Source organism: Candidatus Nitrosocosmicus sp. R, assembly GCF_054408505.1.
Genome location: NZ_CP167090.1, coordinates 1,875,613 through 1,895,804, shown reverse-complemented (window position 1 = coordinate 1,895,804; position 20,192 = coordinate 1,875,613). Strand labels below are relative to the sequence as shown.

Annotated in this window: 22 protein-coding genes and 1 tRNA gene; 11 read left to right on the top strand and 12 right to left on the bottom strand. The window is 33.0% G+C overall.

The window, feature by feature from the left end; genetic code table 11:
• Positions 1–814: 814 nt before the first annotated feature.
• Positions 815–1,048, top strand: coding sequence for a hypothetical protein (locus tag AAGU22_RS09790; protein WP_458718929.1), 234 nt, complete (start codon positions 815–817; stop codon positions 1,046–1,048).
• 1,150 nt (positions 1,049–2,198) lie between these two features.
• Positions 2,199–2,453 carry a pyridoxamine 5'-phosphate oxidase family protein gene (locus AAGU22_RS09785; RefSeq protein WP_458718928.1) on the top strand — a complete coding sequence of 85 codons (255 nt, stop codon included), beginning with the start codon at positions 2,199–2,201 and terminating at the stop codon, positions 2,451–2,453.
• Here the strand turns inward: AAGU22_RS09785 and AAGU22_RS09780 are convergent.
• Both AAGU22_RS09780 and AAGU22_RS09775 read right to left on the bottom strand, forming a co-directional pair.
• Positions 2,411–3,940: an alpha/beta fold hydrolase gene (locus AAGU22_RS09780; protein WP_458718927.1), complete on the bottom strand. Its 1,530-nt coding sequence runs from the start codon at positions 3,938–3,940 to the stop codon at positions 2,411–2,413. The genes AAGU22_RS09785 and AAGU22_RS09780 overlap by 43 nt on opposite strands.
• Positions 3,941–4,055: 115 nt before the next feature.
• Complete coding sequence (locus tag AAGU22_RS09775; protein WP_458718926.1) at positions 4,056–4,556, bottom strand: CBS domain-containing protein; 501 nt, start codon at positions 4,554–4,556, stop codon at positions 4,056–4,058.
• 162 nt (positions 4,557–4,718) lie between these two features.
• On the opposite strand from AAGU22_RS09775, the gene AAGU22_RS09770 reads away from it, so the two are divergent.
• On the top strand, positions 4,719–5,783 hold the full coding sequence (locus tag AAGU22_RS09770; protein ID WP_458718925.1) for an NAD(P)-dependent alcohol dehydrogenase: 1,065 nt from the start codon (positions 4,719–4,721) through the stop codon (positions 5,781–5,783).
• A gap of 124 nt (positions 5,784–5,907) precedes the next feature.
• Complete coding sequence (locus AAGU22_RS09765; RefSeq protein WP_458718924.1) at positions 5,908–6,426, top strand: universal stress protein; 519 nt, start codon at positions 5,908–5,910, stop codon at positions 6,424–6,426.
• A gap of 210 nt (positions 6,427–6,636) precedes the next feature.
• Here AAGU22_RS09765 and AAGU22_RS09760 read toward each other — a convergent pair whose 3' ends face one another.
• Positions 6,637–7,329 (bottom strand): VIT1/CCC1 transporter family protein, encoded by a 693-nt coding sequence (locus tag AAGU22_RS09760; RefSeq protein WP_458718923.1) that lies wholly within the window; start codon positions 7,327–7,329, stop codon positions 6,637–6,639.
• 251 nt (positions 7,330–7,580) lie between these two features.
• On the opposite strand from AAGU22_RS09760, the gene AAGU22_RS09755 reads away from it, so the two are divergent.
• Positions 7,581–8,099 (top strand): universal stress protein, encoded by a 519-nt coding sequence (locus AAGU22_RS09755; RefSeq protein WP_458718922.1) that lies wholly within the window; start codon positions 7,581–7,583, stop codon positions 8,097–8,099.
• Between the two features lie 43 nt (positions 8,100–8,142).
• Here AAGU22_RS09755 and AAGU22_RS09750 read toward each other — a convergent pair whose 3' ends face one another.
• From AAGU22_RS09750 to AAGU22_RS09735, 4 genes are all read right to left on the bottom strand, one after another.
• Entirely contained in the window at positions 8,143–9,828 is a 1,686-nt protein-coding gene (locus AAGU22_RS09750) for an acyl CoA:acetate/3-ketoacid CoA transferase (RefSeq protein WP_458718921.1), read from the bottom strand.
• Between the two features lie 1,503 nt (positions 9,829–11,331).
• Positions 11,332–11,751 (bottom strand): cupredoxin domain-containing protein, encoded by a 420-nt coding sequence (locus tag AAGU22_RS09745; RefSeq protein ID WP_458718920.1) that lies wholly within the window; start codon positions 11,749–11,751, stop codon positions 11,332–11,334.
• A gap of 206 nt (positions 11,752–11,957) precedes the next feature.
• On the bottom strand, positions 11,958–12,275 hold the full coding sequence (locus AAGU22_RS09740; RefSeq protein ID WP_458718919.1) for a hypothetical protein: 318 nt from the start codon (positions 12,273–12,275) through the stop codon (positions 11,958–11,960).
• A 2-nt stretch (positions 12,276–12,277) separates the two neighbouring features.
• The gene (locus tag AAGU22_RS09735; RefSeq protein ID WP_458718918.1) at positions 12,278–12,745 is read right to left on the bottom strand and encodes a hypothetical protein; all 468 of its coding nucleotides are present in this window, start codon (positions 12,743–12,745) and stop codon (positions 12,278–12,280) included.
• A 646-nt stretch (positions 12,746–13,391) separates the two neighbouring features.
• On the opposite strand from AAGU22_RS09735, the gene AAGU22_RS09730 reads away from it, so the two are divergent.
• The 4 genes from AAGU22_RS09730 to AAGU22_RS09715 all read left to right on the top strand — a co-directional run bounded on the left by AAGU22_RS09730 (position 13,392) and on the right by AAGU22_RS09715 (position 14,962).
• Entirely contained in the window at positions 13,392–13,640 is a 249-nt protein-coding gene (locus tag AAGU22_RS09730; RefSeq protein WP_458718917.1) for a DUF7521 family protein, read from the top strand.
• Positions 13,637–13,984: an ArsR family transcriptional regulator gene (locus tag AAGU22_RS09725; protein WP_458718916.1), complete on the top strand. Its 348-nt coding sequence runs from the start codon at positions 13,637–13,639 to the stop codon at positions 13,982–13,984. Before AAGU22_RS09730 ends, AAGU22_RS09725 begins: the two co-directional genes overlap by 4 nt.
• 153 nt (positions 13,985–14,137) lie before the next feature.
• Positions 14,138–14,476, top strand: a complete 339-nt coding sequence (locus tag AAGU22_RS09720) for a hypothetical protein (RefSeq protein WP_458718915.1) — start codon at positions 14,138–14,140, stop codon at positions 14,474–14,476.
• Between the two features lie 48 nt (positions 14,477–14,524).
• Positions 14,525–14,962, top strand: coding sequence for a hypothetical protein (locus tag AAGU22_RS09715; protein WP_458718914.1), 438 nt, complete (start codon positions 14,525–14,527; stop codon positions 14,960–14,962).
• 427 nt (positions 14,963–15,389) lie between these two features.
• On the opposite strand, the gene AAGU22_RS09710 is transcribed toward AAGU22_RS09715, so the two are convergent.
• The 5 genes from AAGU22_RS09710 to AAGU22_RS09690 form a co-directional block, all read right to left on the bottom strand.
• Complete coding sequence (locus tag AAGU22_RS09710) at positions 15,390–15,593, bottom strand: hypothetical protein (protein WP_458718913.1); 204 nt, start codon at positions 15,591–15,593, stop codon at positions 15,390–15,392.
• A gap of 104 nt (positions 15,594–15,697) precedes the next feature.
• The gene (locus AAGU22_RS09705; RefSeq protein WP_458718912.1) at positions 15,698–16,051 is read right to left on the bottom strand and encodes a hypothetical protein; all 354 of its coding nucleotides are present in this window, start codon (positions 16,049–16,051) and stop codon (positions 15,698–15,700) included.
• The gene (locus AAGU22_RS09700; protein WP_458718911.1) at positions 16,030–17,085 is read right to left on the bottom strand and encodes a patatin-like phospholipase family protein; all 1,056 of its coding nucleotides are present in this window, start codon (positions 17,083–17,085) and stop codon (positions 16,030–16,032) included. The genes AAGU22_RS09705 and AAGU22_RS09700 overlap by 22 nt, the downstream gene beginning before the upstream one ends.
• 408 nt (positions 17,086–17,493) lie before the next feature.
• Positions 17,494–17,568 (bottom strand) — tRNA-Ala (locus tag AAGU22_RS09695).
• Positions 17,569–17,579: 11 nt separating this feature from the next.
• Positions 17,580–18,476: an ion transporter gene (locus AAGU22_RS09690; protein ID WP_458718910.1), complete on the bottom strand. Its 897-nt coding sequence runs from the start codon at positions 18,474–18,476 to the stop codon at positions 17,580–17,582.
• A gap of 296 nt (positions 18,477–18,772) precedes the next feature.
• Between AAGU22_RS09690 and AAGU22_RS09685 the strand changes: the two genes are divergently transcribed.
• Together AAGU22_RS09685 and AAGU22_RS09680 are read left to right on the top strand one after the other, a co-directional pair.
• Complete coding sequence (locus AAGU22_RS09685) at positions 18,773–19,204, top strand: hypothetical protein (protein ID WP_458718909.1); 432 nt, start codon at positions 18,773–18,775, stop codon at positions 19,202–19,204.
• Positions 19,205–19,531: 327 nt separating this feature from the next.
• Positions 19,532–19,858, top strand: a complete 327-nt coding sequence (locus AAGU22_RS09680; RefSeq protein ID WP_458718908.1) for a hypothetical protein — start codon at positions 19,532–19,534, stop codon at positions 19,856–19,858.
• The last annotated feature ends 334 nt before the right edge of the window (positions 19,859–20,192 follow it).

The following is a 20,192-nucleotide window of genomic DNA, read 5'->3' as shown; positions in this document are numbered from 1 at the left end:
TATTAGCACAAGAATCAAATCAAACCAGAATGAATGAGAATATATTTAAGAATAATACAGACATTGATCAGTCGTCTAGAGAAAAATGTTATCGAATGAACCATGTAGTACACACGGGATAAGACGAAAAGTTTTGAAGACAATTTTTCATGTCGAAAACGGAACTACAATCTCGACCATATCAAACAATGGATTAAGGCGTATGCGTGTCATTATAACAAAAACTTCAGAGCTTAAAATTACAAAGCCGATCAAAATAATTAATTGCTTATAATTTGTTTAATTCGAAATATATCAGCTCAGCGATACTTATTCAAACCACCATTTGCTCTGTAATATATTTATTTTTTATTTTACTGTATGATATACTACCTAACTCTATCAGACAAAACAAATAATATTTTAACAGAAATCTGGATATTTTGTGCCCCAAATGAGGTACTATTGGGCTTAAAGTAGCACCAGTAGCGCATATCATCAGTAGTGGTTCAACAATATCACATCTAAGATCTCTTTTTACTTTGTATTTTGTAAAATGTATTTTTATTTACCTCTTTATAAATTCCCTAAGTAAGTAATGATTTGTCCATGTTACAGTATTTCAGATAATCGTAGTATCACCTTTATTTCATGGTAGAATATATAATTGGATTAATGTTGCTACGAAATTGATCATACAACGAGATTCAAGCATAATATGAAGTCTATTTTTAGCCACCATATGAAAAGAGAAAGAATAAAAGGTTTTAATTTCACATAGTAGTTTATTAGCATTGATATCTATTCAGTAAGTATGAAGTGTCATATTTGTAATATGCCAATTGTAGTTGTACCCTTAAAGACAGTTACACTTGATAAACAGAAGGAGGTTTACTATGATTTAATTTTAGACATATGTGATTATTGTAATGGACCTGTTATAGGAGTTCGTAAACGCAATAGACAAGATCCTACGTCACTTCACAATAATGACAATGAACATAAGGGATTAGAAGATAAAATGGACTTTTATACAAAGAGTAATGATAATAATGATGGGCTTTACTAAATCCCTATCTTGATAATTTTGCATCTATATTTAGAATTAATTTGTTTATGTTCAGAGATGACTGCACTCAGGGATCCTCTACAAATCCATCTGATTTGATTCTTTGAACAGCAATTGTCCTGTATTCGTATTAAAGTACAATATAGCAAGACCGATATTTGAAAACACAAATGATCAAGAATGATTGGCTTATTGTCTTGTAAATCAACTTTTTTGCCACGCTATTACGACAATGATGATGATTTACAAGATGTGTTACAAACTTGAGTTAGATACAAAATTATTCAATTACTCCACCAATAATATTATTCATAGATGATCAAATTACAATCTATATAATTATAATTGATCATAATAAATATTAATGATCATTAGCATTCTATTGCCACAAAGAACTTATTTTCCTCAGATGACGACTTGCAATAATTGAATAAATCATAATAAATTGAGAATGTAAAAAACATGCTTAAGTAAGTAGTCTATTACCACAGAAGGGACAGAAATTGAAGGTATAATCATCAATGCGTTTTGGGTAACCTGCTTCATCCATACAAAATATCTCAACTTTGTTTTTTTCCACTACATTAAGCCCAAATCCTCTCTGCCAAGAATCATCCTCCAATTCGTGTAATTCTCTACAACAATACTTTTTCATGCTAATGACGTATTATATATCTGGTCAGTTTGTAAAAAAGTACTTTATTATTCCCCACTGTTGGATGATACACTTTACCATGTGAACAATCTGACTGTTTTAACTTTGGATTACAGTATCTACTGAAATAGATATCGAAATACAAAGACGACAAGTTCCATGCCTACCTTAAGTAAAAGGTCCAACCAACGAGATGTCATGAATACATCAGATTGACTAAACTATACGCCAGCCATGAAATTTGCCTAGTGTTGATAAACATAGTAAGGACACGGGGCGCTTAAATTTTCTTGAATGGTTAATAAGAAACTATAATTGTAATTGGTTAGATGACTTTTGTTGACAAAAGAAGGAAGGGATTATCTGAGAAAATGATAAAGAAAGTTACTTATATAAATGACACCGTGAGCGGCACATGATATCTTAACTTCGCAGAGCTGTCAAAATCTATTATTAGTATATGTTTTTAATCATAGAATATGTAATACTCTAATCATGTGGGGCGATTTGGATAAGAGTCAAATTGATGATCTTTTAAAGTCAGAATTAATAGGCAGAGTAGGATGTTTCGATGGTAACAAAGTCTATGTTGTTCCTATCACTTATGCTTATGATAATGGATACATTTATGGGCATACTATACTAACTTTACTAAGTGTCGGATTGATGTTCTTAATTAATATATCGGCTTCGGTTAATCGATATGATCAGTTTATTAAAATCCAATCGGCAACCTCTGGCCACAATTGACTATGAGCAGATCCGCTTACACATAATCCAACATGACCACCCTTAAATTTAATCATTTTTTTTGTGTTACTGGAGACACAATTCTCGACTTCCATTGTTGACTCTGGAGACACAAGATCATCATTTTCAGCTACAATTGTTTGGATTGGGACATTTATTTTCTTGAGGTTAATAATTTCATTATTTACTCGCATGTTATTTTTCACAAGTGAGTTATTCTTGTAGCACTCATTTATGATATCCTTAAAGAGTTTTCCTGGAATGTTTGGCGTGTTATAAAGCCATTCTTCAACGGATCTGAATATATCCATGAATTCTTTATCGTTGTATTTTTTAGCCATTGTAAGATATTTATCTATCGTATATCTCATAGGATTACGCATCATGAATCCTATATCTAGAACTTGCCCATTTAGATCACCAAACTCATCAATTATTTTGTCCGCATTAAGGTTCTTGGCCCATGTTGAGAGAATAGTTTGATCTTTGCTCGAATCAACAGGGACCGCTAGAAGAGTTAAATTTCTTATATTATTATTATACAAAGAAGCATAACATAATGATATGATTCCTCCCCAACAATATCCCAGGATTGATATTTTCTGCTCAGGATAGGTAGAATTTTGATTAACTCTGTTACTGTTACTGCTAGTATCTGAACCAGACTTATCGATCAAATCATTTTTTTTCGTATTTTTTATTTCTAAGTTCATTTGATCCGTATTCTTGTCCTTTATTTCTTCTTGCATATCTACAGAGATGAATGTAGAGGATTGTTTTTGAATGAATTGTACCGCGTCTCTTACATACGTTACGTAATCATATAATGAAAGCCTATCATATATTGAGGTGGGATATCCCCAATCAAGCAGGTAGACGTCTATTCCTTTGGATAAAAGCGATTTAGCAACACTTCTATTAGGATTAATATCCATAATGTGAAATTGATTTATTGGAGCATAAATTATTAAAAGCGGATTTTTGCCATTGTTAGCAGTAGACTTATCATCGGTTATAAAGCGGATTAGTCTTACATTGTCTTTTTTATATAATATTTTAAACTCTGAGATTGCCTTTTCTTTTCTACTAGTATAATATGAGTTCCAATTGTTTGTAATGGATTCATAAATATCTTCAAACTGCTGGATAGGATATCCCTGAGCTTTCCATAACCGATGTAATTCCAGATGGGAGTTTACATACTTTGATAATGAAGATGAAAATTCTTCTGATTTTAACAAATCATTTAACTTTGTATCGGTGTTTTTCAACCATTCACAGTATGATTCTTCTGTTGGTAACAAATATCTTAGATTATTAAAAACTCTAAAATTTTTGTATTCGGTAGCCTGTTTCTGGTAATCTGCTAAAACATTGAAATAACTCTCGATGTATGCTTGATTATATTTTGACAGTATTTTGGTACCTGATGTATATGCATCAAAGGCGTTTGTTAGTGTATCAAAGTATGTAAAAAAAGGATTCATTACCTAAATTACATTGCATTGAAAACCATTTAAAGATTAATGAATTATAGGGGTTGACTTTTTATAAATCATTTCAATAGAGTTATTTCATTAATTCTCTTCAATTAATCACTATTTATTCAATGAAAGTATTAAAAAACCAAAAATGTGAAATTTCATCTTTCATTTGCTTCTCTGGGATTGGAAGGTTGCTTGCTATGACAGTAGAGAGCAAGTCTTTGTTTTCAACTAAAGCTCTAAAGATATCTTTATCAGTTAAAATTCCGGCCAATTTATCCTTCTCTAAAATGATAACTCTCCTTATTTTTCTTTCATACATCAATTTCATAGCATCTGAAACGGTCGCCTTCGATGAAAGCGTAATTAAGGGATGGCTCATATGTTCTCTTACAGGGACTACCATCTGATGTGGTTGTAACATACCAATTGTTCTAATGATATCTCTTTCGGTAATAATTCCTAGAGGCTTTCGGGTTTCTAGATTGTCTACAATGACCACACAGCCAATATTGTTATTAGACATTATTCTCGATACGCCGATTAAATTCATATTCTGTTCAGCAACTATAATATTTCTATTCATTAAATTTGTGATTCCGATAGAGTCGAGACTCATACAATCCTGAAAAGATTGGTCTATATAAAATTGCTGGCCTAACTTGACTTATTTAATTATTATTTGACACCATCATAATGGGTTCGTTAGCAACGAGTCAACTTGATAATACTGACTTTTATTTTAACAAGATTTTTCTATACTGAATATAAAAGGATATGAATGGATGGATATATTAGATCAGCTAGAATTCACGAGTATAAGAAACATTTAGAATTGGATAATATTTCCAAACCCGTCATAAGAGGTGACGAGGAAGTGCTCGTAAAGGTAGGAGCTTCAGGATTATGTCATAGCGACCTTCATCTTATTAGTGGCGAATGGAAAGATATTATCCCATTAAATCTACCAAAGACACCAGGACACGAGATAGCGGGATGGATTGAAGATGTTGGTAAATCAGTACCGGAAAATATCATGAAACCTGGTGACTTAGTTGCAGTTTTTGGCGGCTGGGGTTGTGGTTGGTGTATACATTGTAAGTCAGGAGATGAACAACTTTGTGCTTTTGCTAAATGGCCCGGGTTATCGTCTTTTGACGGGGGATTTTCTGAATATGTCCTAGTTCCTTCATACAGATTTTTAGTGAATGTTCGTGCTTCGGGAACTAAACCTGAGAATTTAGCACCATTGACTGATGCAGGTCTGACACCCTACAGAGCAATCAAAAAGGTGAAGAACATGCTTGGACCAGGAAAAAACATTGGGATAGTTGGAATAGGTGGTTTAGGCTCATATGCCGTACAATATGCAAAAATCTTGGGAGGTGGGTCTAAAGTATTTGCCATGGATAGATCTGACAGTAAGTTAGAATTAGCAAGCAAATGCGGCGCGGATCATTTAGTCAATCTACATTCCACTGATAATTTGGTTGACAGAATTAAGGCCGAAACAAGAAGCAAGATGCTAGACGTCATCATTGATTGCGTAGGGACCGACAAGACGTTTTATGACTCTATCAGTGTATTAGCAAAAGGAGGTTCGGTAGTAATAGTGGGTCTGTTTGGAACAGCAGCTAAAATTCCAATAGCAATGACTGTATTAAATGAATTTAAAATATCTGGATCCTTGTGGGGCAATTATAATGAACTAAGAGAGGTAATCGAATTATTAACTGAGGGTAGAATTATGAATAATATAACCAAATTTAAACTGGATGATGTTAATGAAGCGATAGAATTATTGAAAGAGGGCCAGATAATTGGAAGAGGGGTATTAATTCCCTGAATCAAATATTTATCATATGAGATGGTTATTGAGCCAATTAATTTGACGCAACTAATTGGAGATTATAGACTAAACATCAATATCTATCAACAAGGATATACCATATGATAGGTAATTTGACTTGATGAAAGTCTTAGTTCCTATCGATGGATCGGATCCTTCCTTAAAGGCTTTGGAATATGCAATTTATCTACTCAAACTTACAAATCCTAATGCCGATCAATCAAAAAATAAGCGTAGTGGTGAACTGATACTGATAAACGTACTTCCTCATTTTCATATGCCGCTAGTATTTGAAAAACCTATGAAATCTATTAAAACTAATCAGGTTGTTTCTTTGTCTCAATTCATCGAAGAAATGAATCAGATGATGGAGACTGAATGGATAAATAAATTATCAAAGATCAAGGCTAGATATGCAGAATCAGAATCAGATATTTCAATAAGAACTACGGTGCTTAAAGGCAGTCATTCTGGTAGGGCAATTGCTGAGAGCATCATAAAATTCTCAACAGAAGAACAAATAGATCTTATAGTTGTAGGGAATGTTGGATTAGGAGGTATTTCAAAAATAAAGACCCTTGGTAGTGTATCAAGAAACCTGATAGAAATATCAAATCGTCCTGTATTAGTAGTACATTAAAGAAGAGGATAATTATATACTGAAAAATCTACCAGTCGGTTCGTAGATCCCTTTTTACTTAACAAACAAAAGTTACTGATTGTTTTTGAGCGATAGACAAATAAAAAGATAAAAATAATTACCTGAAATAAGCGTGTTATCCTGTTTATTCGATGAGAAACCACTTGAATGTATCTTAATTGCTATTTTTGTACAAATATTTGCTGTTTATTATATATACAAGCTTAACAAGGTTCCTACCATATAAGAAACGAGTGCGGCTATACCACCTATTACTAATGTAATAAAGCCCGACCTTACAGCCGATTTGTTAACAACTCTTCCCGTGATAAAGCCAATACAAAAAAAAGCTAATGCTGTAAAAATAATCGAATAAATAAAAGTATCATTGGTGGTAAAACCTGCAGGGTTGTTTATGACAAAGAGAAAGATAAAGGGAAGAAGCGGGATTACACCAACCATATTGAAAGCAATAAATGTCGTAATTGCTTTGAATATTGGATTCTCGTCGCCTACATTCGACATCCCGATTTTCTCTTTCATCAGAACATCCACCCAAATCTTTCTATTAGAAACTATAATCTTGGTCAGGTTTTCTAATAATTCATCTTTAAAACCCTTTTCTGTATAAATATTTTTTATTTCAGATATTTTGTATTCGGGTTGGTCTTGAACTTCTTTATTTTGTCTATTTCGCTCTCTTTCTATATACTCTATTCTTGATCTTGTGGATAAATAATTACCCACTGCCATTGCAAACCCATCAGCAAAAAGGTTTGCAAATCCTAAAATTATAACAATGGAAGGAGACAATGATGCTCCCACTACACCTGCAACTATTGCAAATGTGGTAACAGCTCCATCCGTTGCACCATAAACAAAATCTTCTATCGTCCACTTCAAGATTATGCATATATCTTCTCTAGGTTATATATAACATAATTTGGATTGTGCATACAAAAATTTTCATTATGTTACTTTCAGAATAATTTTCGATAATAAAATTTCTATTAAAGGGTTAACGACCATCGAAACAAGTGCATACTAAATTCACCACGAGTTAAGATATTCTTAATCCAATATCATCTGGATAGCTAGTATCGAAGCAAGCTTCTAAGAACAAGGATATAAACATGCATATTAATTCATAATATATGAGACTCTTAGCATTGGTTGACGGTTCTGAACATTCACTCAAAGCATTAGATTATTCGATAAACCTATTGAGCGGATTTGATGTGAGTAAAAATACATCTAAGAATAACGTTAAAAATAATCATGAGTTAATAATTCTGAATGTGTTACCAACTATACATACATCAGCTGGAATCACGACCCCGAGCAAACCAACTAAAGATGTTAAAAGTGAGTCATTGGATCAATATACTAAGCAAATTAATACAGTAATAGAATCAGAATGGATTAAGAATCTTGAAGAGCTCAAAACAAAGTATGAGAAATTTGGAGTGCGTATAAGTACGAAAATTCTCAAAGGAAGCCATTCCAATCGTTATGTTGCATACAGTATTATCAGATTTGTAAAGGACCAAAAGGTAGAGCTTATTGTTCTAGGAAGTGTCGGTTTAGGAGGGATCTCAAAAAATAAAGCACTTGGTAGCGTTACTAGAAATATTGCTGAAATCTCTACCTGTCCAGTTTTAATCGTGCCTTGATATAAATAATAATCACTCTGGTTTTTAAGAATCTTACATATTTTTACAAAATTTCTAAATCTTTTTTTATGTTCATTGCTGAATTATTGAAAAGTCTTTTATCCATTTCTTTTAGTTCTGGAGCCATTTGTGGTTTAAAATCCATTTTTTTTAAAATATCTTTGTCAATGTCAATACCCGGTGCAGTCTCCACCAAAACTAATTCAGTTCCATTGAGCTTGAATACTGCTCTTTCTGTAACATATATAATCTCTTGTCCATATTTAGATGCTTGATAGGAACTAAACGAAATTTTATAAACATCTTGAACAAACTTTGTAATTGGTCCGTCTTGTAGTATTTTAATTCCGTTCTCTTTTATATCAATATTGTTTTTTCCTCCTCTAAAAGATCCTGCAAAGTAAATTTTGGATACTCCTCCTGCAATAACAGGGAATCCACCGGTTCCAAATAATCGGTTAGGAAGCATCGAGGGATTTACGTTTCCAAATCTATCAATTTGTAAAAAGCCTAGAGATGCTGCATCAATGATTCCACCCTCAAAGTTAGAAAACATGTCGGGCATGGTGGAGAGGGCAAATGCCCCCATGGCTAATCCAAAGTCATTTCCTGATAAGGCTACTCCACCCCATGGTCCAGATTCAATAACCGTTATTATATAATTCATAATGTTTTCTTCGGCAGCAACTGATGAAATTAATGCAGGGATCCCAATTCCTAAATTCACCAATACAGGAGCCTGTTTTTTCGTGAAGAGATTTATGAATTCGAGCGCCACTCTTCTAGCGATTACCCTTTCATATTCCTTGGGTTCCTCTAGAGGAATACTAGCAGTTAAATTATTATACATAGGAGAAATAATTTGATTGGATAGTCTTGGATCGTATGGAATAGATCCTGTTTGCCAGTGGTATTCTATTGGAGAAATTATAATGTGATCAACAAGTGGAAAAGGTACATCCACATGTCTTGGATTTATCGTCCCTGCTTTTGTTATCCAGCGTACTTGTGAGATTACTTTTCCTTGATTGGGTCTTGCTTTGGTAGCCTGAGCAATACTGAGAACTGTTCCCCTGATCCCTTCCTCTTGAGTTGACAAATTACCCATTTCATCAGCAAGGGAAGTTCTTATTAAAGCACAATTGGGTTTTGGTGCTTTATATAAAAGATAGTCTTCGTCGTCAATACTTAATAATTCAATCTTGCATGATAGATTACATTTGCCCAATTCGTTAAGGGCGGCATCATCATTTCTTGGATCTAAAAATGTATTCAAACCTATTTTAGTTAATAGTCCTGGTCTTCCAGAGGCTATCTCTCTAAACCAATAGGCCGTGATTCCAATTGGCCAACCATAACACTCAATCCTGTTGTCTATAACTATCTTCTGCAGCCAAGGAGAAAATCCTAAAAAAGGCATCAAAGAACCCCTTAGGAAATCCTGTTTAGGATTTTTGTACAAATTTTCTGCAACATAGTCTAAAGCTTTGCCTGGAACTGCTGGCAAAGCGTCCGATATTATAAATATATTTTTGGGATGACCCTCTTTTTGATATCTATTGTATAGTCCATTGATCAAAAATTCGGGGGTAGTTGCCATGTTAAAGCCTGAAATTGCTACCGTGTCATTGTCCTTCACACATTCTAAAATCGAAACATCGTCAGCTTTTGGAAACATGTACCTACCAGTGGTATATGGTATTTCATAAATATTATCATGAATATCCAACTTCTAAAATGAAACCAAATATTAGTTTATTTTGTTGTCGAATAAAAATTAATTACTAGTGATATAATAATATCTACAAAATAATTCTATTTGGATAAAATTCTTATTTCAAATATTTAATTCACTTGATTTTTACATAACTTGAGATGATATGCAGTTATTACCTTTTCAGTCATCCATGGATATAAAGTAAAATGAAATTCACGCCTCTTTTCTGTTTAAATTTGTATTTAAGTAGCTGTTATCTCCATTAATTATTCTAGAATCAAATTCTCTTCTGGGACTAATCTTGATGCTAACAGATGTTACTGTGTGAGGGATATGGTTGTCTTTATTAATCTATGTTGCTTCGGTTCCCAAAATTATTTGAATCTAAGAAGGATCATAAAATATCTTACTTTCCAGATCTGATAATCCTGAAGCTATGGAAATTGGATTAGAGTTGTCTTCCAACAATCAATAGAAAATAGATATTTGTCAAAGAAGTAATAAATCCAGTCAATTAGTTGTTACCTCGATTCATAACTTTTAACAGCATAATTAGTATCCGGATTATTAGACAGTTTCTTCATTTGGATATCGTAATTTTTTGTCATTTATAGCGAGCAATTAAACTTATCCAACCAGAATGCGAATTAATACAACTACAAATCCATTAAATCTAGATATAAAAATAATTTTCTAGATACTCTATTAAATTATTATTATGGCGGAAATCTTTAGAGGATAATCACTTTATCACTTTATCTTTATGAAAATGTGATTTCCCTTTTTATTTTGGCTGTTTTTATTTTAATCCTATATGTATCCCACTAAGGACAGAAGACATGATCCCTTGTCTAAACGTTCCGAATGGCAGAGAACATTTTTACAAGTTATCGAGAAAGGGTAATTCACCCAACAAATTCCACAAACAAGTTTCTTGGAGTAGAGAGATAGTTAGGATGCTTTTGGCCAGAGGTCATACTCAATGGATGACATCTATTAATCTATAGATAAGTTGGTCAACCATTTCAAGAGATATATTTATCATAAGAAACAAACAAGTCAACAAAGTTGATTTAACTGTTGAGCCTTGACAAGGATTTTCCTTTATTAAAAATGAGTATGAATGAACAAACCATAAAACTATGGGATATCTTTGATCGTCCAAAGTGTTCTACAGACCAAAAAATACGAATAACTGAAGTATTATTTAAGATTGTAATTACTTAGAAAATATTTTATTCAAAAAAATACAAGTTTCAATTTTTTAGTTCATGTTGGATTCATATTGCACATAATCAGCCATATTACGATAAATGTTCTCATATATCTGATTTGTTTTCTGTAAAGAGATTGATAACTAAAGAATAAGTTGCTAGGAATAGGTTCCACTTAGTCTAGTCAATGGAAAAACCTGCAGACTTTGTTTAAATCTTGTAGAAAAAAGAAATTTTATTGGATGAGGAGTAACACATATCAATTAAAATCCATATTCAGTACCCGAGAAGGATCAAACATTTACGGCGTAATGACTAATTCTCCTTTGAGGTTAGGGTCATTTTTTGAATAGAAAGAATAATTACCAGGAGAAATGTTTGTAGCCAGATATTCTGAAAAACTTCCTGGAGTTATATCTACTGTAAATATTTTTCCATCCATAGAATCTCCAGTGCCATTTCCATTGGTGAAAGTATGTGTTTTTGACAAATTATTCAAAACTAATAATTCTTCACCTTGTCTTATGGTAGTTTTTATGGGGTTAAATACTGGATTCCCTTGGTCATCTGCAGTTATCATTATTACTGCAGATATGGGTGTTGAATCTGATTCTGAATGGCTGCCTTGAGCATAAACCTGAACAGTGGCATATGATGTAACAGCTATGATGGATGATAAGATAATAATTGAAAACAATATCGGTCTTGGTTTTTGTTCCATAAAAATAATATATTAATTCTTGTATAAAAATCTACAAGAAAGTTGAATGAACGGGTTGAATTTACGTAATAATTGTTAGCAAAATCGTTTAACTCTAAATAATTTAGTTTCAATTACATGTTAAAAAAATAAAATCTTTTTGAAATGTTAATATCTTTAATAAAATTTCACAGCAGTGTTCTATCAAAATAAATATCTGGAGGAATCTAACTATAAGGCAAACCTGCTGAGATTACACTTAATGATGAAAGTGTTTCATTTAGGTCTTTTCCATTTGCGGTGGTCCATACGATCAAAGTTTGCGTATCTCCAGTACCTTTTTGTCCCCCTCTCAAATCTTTAAAGTCGTATGTATTATCTACGGTAATTCCAGAATCAGTAATCCGCTGAATATAACTGTCTATATCTTGTGTTGGTACCATTAAGACTCCTACCGTGTCAATATTAGTAGAGTTTGAGTTTGTGAAAGAGCTAGAAGGTGTTACTGGAGATTGGATATTCCCTACCCTAATAGAACCAGTCATGGTTACACCTGGGTCACCTTCTGCTTCATAATTGAATGCTCCTGGATTGCTGAAAGTATATGACCCTGATGGTTGACTATCTGTAATAGCCCTGTATTAAACACTGAATTGCCATCACTACCCTTTACATCTATAGTACGCTCGTGACCAACATCTCCATTAAACCAAAGTAGGGTAGTACCTACGTTGACTGCAGCATTCTCAGGCACAAAGTGTTGGTCTAAGAAACGGGCTTCATTTTCTTCACCTTCGCCGTGATGACCTTCATTTGGAATAAGTATAACGAAATTTTGAATATTGTTACCTAACGTCATTGTTTTAGTGTCAAAAATGCTTTCTGCATTGATATTTGGCTGCAAATTAGCAATACCGGAACTACTAATATTTAAAGAACCTTGTTGTGCAAATGCATTATTAGGTGCAATGAAAGTAATGGAAGTTAATAATGCTAAAGCACTTAGAACACTCAAAAATACATGAATATTTATTTTCATATTTTTGATAACCCGCTAAAGCTAAGGAGAAGCCGACCTATAATAAAATCTTTGACTATTATTAATCGGTAGGAACTATAGATAAATTTATAAAATATCATTTTATCGCGAGAAATTAATGAGATGTCAGGATAGCTGTCCCTACATTACAAGAAAGATGATTCGTTGAACCTACCATTTCAATTGCAATGGGGAGATTATAGAGTAAGCATAAGTATCTGGCACAATCCTTAAGTTTAATGAGATGATCAATTATACGCATCATTTAGGCTTGATGTTTGCATCCAGAAAAGCTCAACCAGTTTCTCTGGATGTAAAAATCATATTTTTTATTATCCTATCACTGGCTCAGTACATATATGGTCCAAATATTTATGTAAAGAAGAATTAGAATTCATTACGGCTGTTACTAATCGAACAATCGAGATTTTTCTACGAAACCGATAGGAAAAACATCCACTAATTTTACTATATGGCAGGTTTGTAATCATTAAAGTATTACTAATATACAGTATCAAAATCCATATAATTTAGAGATGAAGAATAAACCGTATAACATTTTTTTAATATAACATTTAAATCATAATCGCATTTCCATTTATCAAGTAAAGCCATGGAAATAATGAATCTAGTTATATTGATTCATGTAATACTAGGGTTCATACTCGTTTATTTTGCCATTCGAGCTTATAGAAGGAGCAGATATGTCCCGATGATCTACCTTGCAGCAGGTTTCTTACTAATAACAATAGGAGATACAATAATTGGTGACTCATTAGCTTTGTCGGATGAGAAAAGTAAGGAGCTGATTGAAGAAGTAGTAGAAATATTTGGGTTCGTATTAGTAATAATTGCCGTGTTGAAGAGTTGAGCGCTCCAACACCAGAAGATATCCTAACCTTTTTGACTGATAACACTAGTTTAATTATTTTGAAACTACTTGACGGAAAAGAATACAGTACTCAACAAATAGCATCCAATTTAGATATACCTATATCTTCGACATATAGAAAAGTTAGCAAATTAGAGCAATTAAAGATTATAAAAAAAACAAAAATTATTCGTAAAATGGATGGAACTGATGAATCCTTCTATACATCTTGGATTGACGAGATTCAAATAACCTTCAAAAACAATAGAATTACTTGCAAGATCAAAAATAAAGAGCACCAAGATAAAATAGTTCGATTATGGCAGGGATTCAAACACAATTAATACTTGTTCATTTACTTCTAATTATTCTTCCTGACCATTCTAAATAGATGGGAATGATAATTAGTTTATTATTCCTAATAATCAGATTGTCTCTAAATGACTATCATATCACAAAGCTATGGGAAAGTTATCTTATTTTCCCTTCTAAGTTTAGTGCCCCTGCTCTTAATTTCAAATAGCGTCTTATCATTTGGACAAAGTAATGCTACTAATAGCATTGCCATAACGTCTTCGAATCAAACAAATACCACTTCTGCTGACAACCCAAATAATGAAATCATAAAATCGATTGATACAGGTATTTTAATGATAAAAACCGGGGACAATGATGGTGCAAAGAAATCGCTATACCAATCTGAAGCAAGCTTAGAGGACCAGCCAAATCAAAGCGGTGCTGAAAAACATATTGAAGCTTCACTAAAGGCACTAAAAGATGGGGACACTAACGGAGCGTTGACACACGCTGAAGAGGCAAAGAAAGGCCTAGCATAATCTTATTTTTTGCGTCATACTAAAAACATTATACAAATGGTGATATAAATGACTGAAAAATTATTGATAATTTACGCTTTATGTGGTATTATGGCAATTACAGGAATACTCTACTTCTTAGTTGCATATGCGGAATACACTGATTGGATGGAATTACTAAACTTTGGTATTCATGATGAAACAACGGAAAAGCAGGTTGAAATTACACTATTTATTGTATCCGGTTTAATTTATTTCGGCCTTGTATTATGGTTGTTAAAAACAAGGTTTATCAAAAGACTCCCTTATATTGTGATCATCCTAGTTTCAATAGCTCTAATCTCTACATATATCGCTTCAAGGACCGTAGGAGTCCCAATTGTGGGTGTAGAATTATACGTAGGAAAACTAGACTTAATTTCAAAAATTATGCAAATATCAGTGATTGCATTATCGATTGTGGCAATGTATAGGATTAATCGCTTGGTGTATAGTTTTACCAAATAAGCATTAAGAATCTAAATCTCTATTGATTTAGAAACATAAGAAAATTACTCACAAACTAAACACCATTACAATTTATTGAGATTACTAAAATGAATTTAATTAAGATTACAGTACAAGAATTCCAGGACCTTGGTAATTTTTAGATTCCAAATTTTTAAGAAAATCTCTGTGGTAAGAGGGTTCTCTTATTACATAGTAACTTATACTAAAGGTATTAACAATAAATTTATTGCAATATCAGTGACATAATACACACAAGATTACAAAATGATATCTTATTGCTATGTGTAAATTTATTATGACTAACTCATTGAGATACCAAAAATAGTACAGACAATACCATACCACTTCTATAGGCATGGAAGTTAAACTATATACTATTTTTAGTCTTACACCTGATGATAAGATTTGAAAATAAAGCTATATTTCACAGAGAAATAGCGATATTATCGCCTGTTTGTAGTTTTGTTTTAATAGCCTCCGCAATCTCTATCATCATTTTATCATATGGTAGATTCGTGTCTTTAACAGCTAAAATAAAACTCTTAATATGATTGATGACATTGTCTATTCCTTCGGACTTGTCTATCCTTATGGTCGTAATAATATCATCATCAACCAAGGTTTTCAATGCATCTTTTACTCCTTGTTTTATCAATCCATCTATTGTTTTTTTAGAGGAATCGCACCATTTATTTGAAATATCATCAGGATCTCCACTTCTTTCAATGCGTATTAGTTTTGTAATATCAAACCGGTCCTCCAGTAAACTTCTGTATTTTCTTGGTTCTCCACGACGATGTGCACTTTTTCTTTTTTATCTAAAATAGCATTTATTTTATCGTCTGATATGCTGTTCTCTTTTGCCAATTTCAACAACTCATTTACTAAGTTATAGTAATCTGACACCATATTGGCAACCTTTTCGTCATAAGGGGTTTTGTCCTGGTATGTTAATCCATTCCTCCTATTGACTGTAGAATCATAGTCTGGTGTTATTGGATAGTTCTTGTTTTCCATGGAAGGCCACACGTCCACAACATATACTTCCAGATCAGGAATTTTTTCTACTTTTTTTCTTTGACCCAATAACTCCAATATTCCTGGTGTGACTGTATAAGCTCCCTTAGAGGGGTGTTGCTTGATATTCCACCCTCCCAAAATCTTTTATAGTTATTGTCAACAGTTCCTTGTTGTTTTAACTCCTCCAGTTTTGTGTCTCTATCTCTATCACTAAAATTTTTATCATAGTCATATGTTTTTGGCACATATGTATAATCATAGTGTATTGGGACGGACGCACTAGCCATAATATGTTCGACCATTAGCCCTTCATCGTAGAGGATTTTTATTTTTCCTTCTTTTGATTGTGGTTGCTGTTCCTGGCTGTTGTCATCCTGTGTGTATTCAGTTGATCTAGAACCATCTTCCTTGGAGTAACTATCAAAAACTACCGTTTCTCCTTCCTCTACATCAACACTTACTGATAGCAGTCGGGGCTGTTTTAACTCCTGCTTATTTGCATCATAATAATTGGTAGCTATTGGAAAAGTAGCACTTTTCATTATGCTCTCCCTTAGTGGTTTATTGTCATATACATACCACACATTACTTGGAGCGCCGAAACTATCAAGAAAACGATCGTCATAGATTTTTTGTGGTTTCGAAAACATGCCGGGGGCACCATGCAGTATAAAATCTTTTGATGAGTAATATCTGCGAGCAGCTTCTCCTGTTGCGGATTTTGGGTCATTATTATTTTGGTTATCCCATGTGTTAATCCAAGAGCTCTCGCTCCATGGTAATGCCCAGTAGTTCCAGAATGGCCAATAGTAGTAAAGGTCAGGGGTATATGCCAGATCGTCCCAGAATTTCAAAAGATTTGATGATGCACCATCCCAGGTATTATTTTGTTGAACGAAACTCACCAGTATGGCCCCATTGATTGCGCCTATAGATGTTCCTGCAATAACATCAAATATGTTTTCATTCTTCTTGTCTTTGATATCTTTTTGTATCCAATGGTATAACACATTAAAAACTCCTGCCTCATATGCGCCTATAGATCCACCACCTTGTAATACTAAAGGCCTTTGAGTCGTACTGTTTTTTTTAGAATCCATCTTTCAATTTACTCGACTACATACAATATCAGTAAATATAAGGTTTTGCTAGATTTTGTAAATAAACCGCATAGAATACGCAATAGAATTTTAATTGCAGAGGTGAATCATTAATTAGGATCTTTTTTTGTGACACAAGTTAAATGAGATGTTTGAGTATTGATGTGGCTTCAAGACAAAAAATTACTTAAACAAAATAAAATTATTATTTTTTATTCCTTACTTCAATGTAATTATCGTCTACTATATACAATTTCCCGTGTGCTGTCTGTCCTGCAGAGAGATTACGTCTTCCTATTATATATAAAATTATGGTACCATAGTTACTATAAAAAAGAATAAGCTTTGCTTCAGATGCCTAACAAACCTGAGAATAATACACGGGAATTCGCATAAGTGACTCAAAAGTGGACTGGGCGGGATTTGAACCCGCGATCTCTCGATTGCGAATCGAACGTTCGTACCACGCTGAACCACCAGCCCTTTAATACCTTTTATGGGTTACCAGTGGTTATTTTACTTCCGCACCTATTACAGTAGATTGCCGTTTGAGAATTTATATTATTGCATTTAAAACAAGGAGATCCATGCATTTGACCGCTATTACTGTTTTTGAGTTCCCCATGAAGATTCGATATGAGGTTTAAAAGTGTCACAATTTCCTCACTTTGTAAGACTTCCAGTCTGTCAATTTTGTCTTTGATCAGTACTTTAATGTTATTTTCTTCTCTTCTGCGTTGATTTCTTAATTTTGACTCTAAAAATTGTGCTCCTATAGTTGAAATTAATATGCCTAAAATTGCAATACCAATTACCATTATTATTGAGGCAATTATTCTCCCTTCAACTGTGATCGGGTATACATCACCATATCCAACTGTAGTAACTGTAACCACCGCCCACCAAAAAGCATCTTCAAGGGTTGTTATCCTTGAATCTGGGACGTTATGCTCTACAACATACATGGTAAATGCACCAGCCGTAACCGTAATCACGGATAGAAAAACAACATATAGAAGCCTATTTTTGATTTCATCCATCATGATCAAAGTTCTAGATAAGACATGCAAGAACCTGAAAAGCTGTATAAGCCTCAAGCTCTTTAAACCAGCTCCATATACAGTGTTATCTTGCAACAAGGTTAGAGCGTACAAGGGTATTAAGGCAGGAATTTCATACAAATGAGTTAAAAAATATTTGGATGGATGTTTAGACTTTTTTATTCTTATAGCGAAGTCAATTGACAAAATTATGGATACAATGAAATCAAATACAAATAAAGCAGTTAATGCTTTACCTAAAGGATCATAATAATATTGAAACAAAATCAAGAATACAGAAAAACCAGTTAAAGAAATAATAAAAAACTCATAATTAGTATTTCTTTTCATCTTTAGATTATGGAATACAAATTCATTTCAGTTTTTAGATACTATGGTATGAACAATTTATGGTAGTAAATTTTATGTGTTATTGACATTTGTTTATTCATATATAAAATATTTCAATTTTTGATATCGCTTTTCAAGTCTTCATCTCACTGTTTATACTAATAAGGGGAGTGTCTAAAACAAAATACGCAAGAAGACCTTCGACCTTACTTCTTGACTCTATTAAGATTAGGTAGGATGATAGCTAGCTTGCTGGCCGGATTGATTAAAATATCCTTTGAAAAGATTAAACCTAGATGAGTGATTTCGTTACACTGGATTTTAAGGTAATAAAGGAATTTTGGGATTCATACCTATTAAGCGATGATACAAAGCTCAAAAGTAGGGTAGTGTTAACCGGGGTAAAAAAATCAAAGATGGATAAATCAAAAGAATATGAATTTAATTTTCAGTCAATCCAATCCTTCATTTTTTCAGATAAATCAACAGGGCCCACACATAAGAAAATGTATACAAAGGAGGAGATGGAGTCTTCCTATAAAAAGGAGATAACCTTTTCTACAACCTCTGAAAAATGGAATGAATATCTGCTCGATGATAATACCCGAGTAAGATTGAAAAATACTATTGCCGGCATTTCCAAGTCGGACATCTATTTACAAAATGGAGATCCAAGCTACAATGTAAAGATTAGGGTATTGTCCAAAGTTAAAAGACCAACTCAATGATGATATATCCAGTACCCCAATTGAATTCTGTAACTTGGCATTATTATCATCACATTATATCAGTAGAATTTTAGAAATTTTCTAAAAATGGAAACATTTTAGATATTTATACCATAAATTTATTATGGCGCTATTTATGATATATTCAACTAATTGATTGTAATATATTACTAAATTGGGTGGTTAAAGAATTTTGCCCATGGGTTACTTACAAATATAAAGAATATTAAATATAAAGACAATAATAGTAGCATTTCACAACCTAATGGTCTATGTCATGGAAGTGATCCATCAATCTCAATTCCAATACTTCTAAAGTTGAGTCAATTGAGCAAACAGATACCGAATCTCCGATGCAAAATGGCGGAGTCTAGCGGTCCTGAACAAGTAGGTTCTGATAGTGATTCTTCAGACGAGCAGAAGAGTATAGAAGGTGGAATTAATGACCCTGGGTCAGGTAACAACATAGCATTACAATACCAGGATGATAGTGGAAGTATTACAGCAGGTCAAGGGACCGAATCAGGTGGTGATTCCTCTGACATCACTGGCTCCGGAACAACAGGCTCAGGCGAAACCGTTAACCAATCAATCAGAAATCTGATAAATGGTACTACTGTAGAGTCTCAAACAAACAGCAGTAGCAACCTTTGAGTTGTATTAAGACCTCATAGATCTTTATTGTGCTGGTTACCAACCCATAAATATTCATTGTTTAATTGCAAAATAACAAAGGAAGTACATCTTTTCTTAATTTCAAGAAGTTTTCTTAACATATTTCAAAAAAATTTATTCGAGAGACTAGCGACTTTATTGTAAAAATGGAAATAAAATCAATAAAAATTTTGATTGATATCTATCGTGGGATTTCGACTGCGCACTGATTCAAATTTAAAGTGGTAAATCTCAACAACAAAAACAAAATATCCAGATATCTTTTAACAATATTTCTAATATTACAAATAACTAATCATTGACTGTACTTTTA

Coding starts and splice junctions, on each gene's coding strand:
- AAGU22_RS09790 (WP_458718929.1), top strand. CDS start 815: ATGCCAATTGTAGTTGTACCCTTAAAGACAGTTACACTTGATAAACAG.
- AAGU22_RS09785 (WP_458718928.1), top strand. CDS start 2,199: ATGTGGGGCGATTTGGATAAGAGTCAAATTGATGATCTTTTAAAGTCA.
- AAGU22_RS09780 (WP_458718927.1), bottom strand. CDS start 3,940: ATGAATCCTTTTTTTACATACTTTGATACACTAACAAACGCCTTTGAT.
- AAGU22_RS09775 (WP_458718926.1), bottom strand. CDS start 4,556: ATGAGTCTCGACTCTATCGGAATCACAAATTTAATGAATAGAAATATT.
- AAGU22_RS09770 (WP_458718925.1), top strand. CDS start 4,719: ATGGATGGATATATTAGATCAGCTAGAATTCACGAGTATAAGAAACAT.
- AAGU22_RS09765 (WP_458718924.1), top strand. CDS start 5,908: ATGAAAGTCTTAGTTCCTATCGATGGATCGGATCCTTCCTTAAAGGCT.
- AAGU22_RS09755 (WP_458718922.1), top strand. CDS start 7,581: ATGAGACTCTTAGCATTGGTTGACGGTTCTGAACATTCACTCAAAGCA.
- AAGU22_RS09745 (WP_458718920.1), bottom strand. CDS start 11,751: ATGGAACAAAAACCAAGACCGATATTGTTTTCAATTATTATCTTATCA.
- AAGU22_RS09740 (WP_458718919.1), bottom strand. CDS start 12,275: ATGACTGGTTCTATTAGGGTAGGGAATATCCAATCTCCAGTAACACCT.
- AAGU22_RS09730 (WP_458718917.1), top strand. CDS start 13,392: ATGAATCTAGTTATATTGATTCATGTAATACTAGGGTTCATACTCGTT.
- AAGU22_RS09715 (WP_458718914.1), top strand. CDS start 14,525: ATGACTGAAAAATTATTGATAATTTACGCTTTATGTGGTATTATGGCA.
- AAGU22_RS09700 (WP_458718911.1), bottom strand. CDS start 17,085: ATGGATTCTAAAAAAAACAGTACGACTCAAAGGCCTTTAGTATTACAA.
- AAGU22_RS09690 (WP_458718910.1), bottom strand. CDS start 18,476: ATGAAAAGAAATACTAATTATGAGTTTTTTATTATTTCTTTAACTGGT.
- AAGU22_RS09685 (WP_458718909.1), top strand. CDS start 18,773: ATGAGTGATTTCGTTACACTGGATTTTAAGGTAATAAAGGAATTTTGG.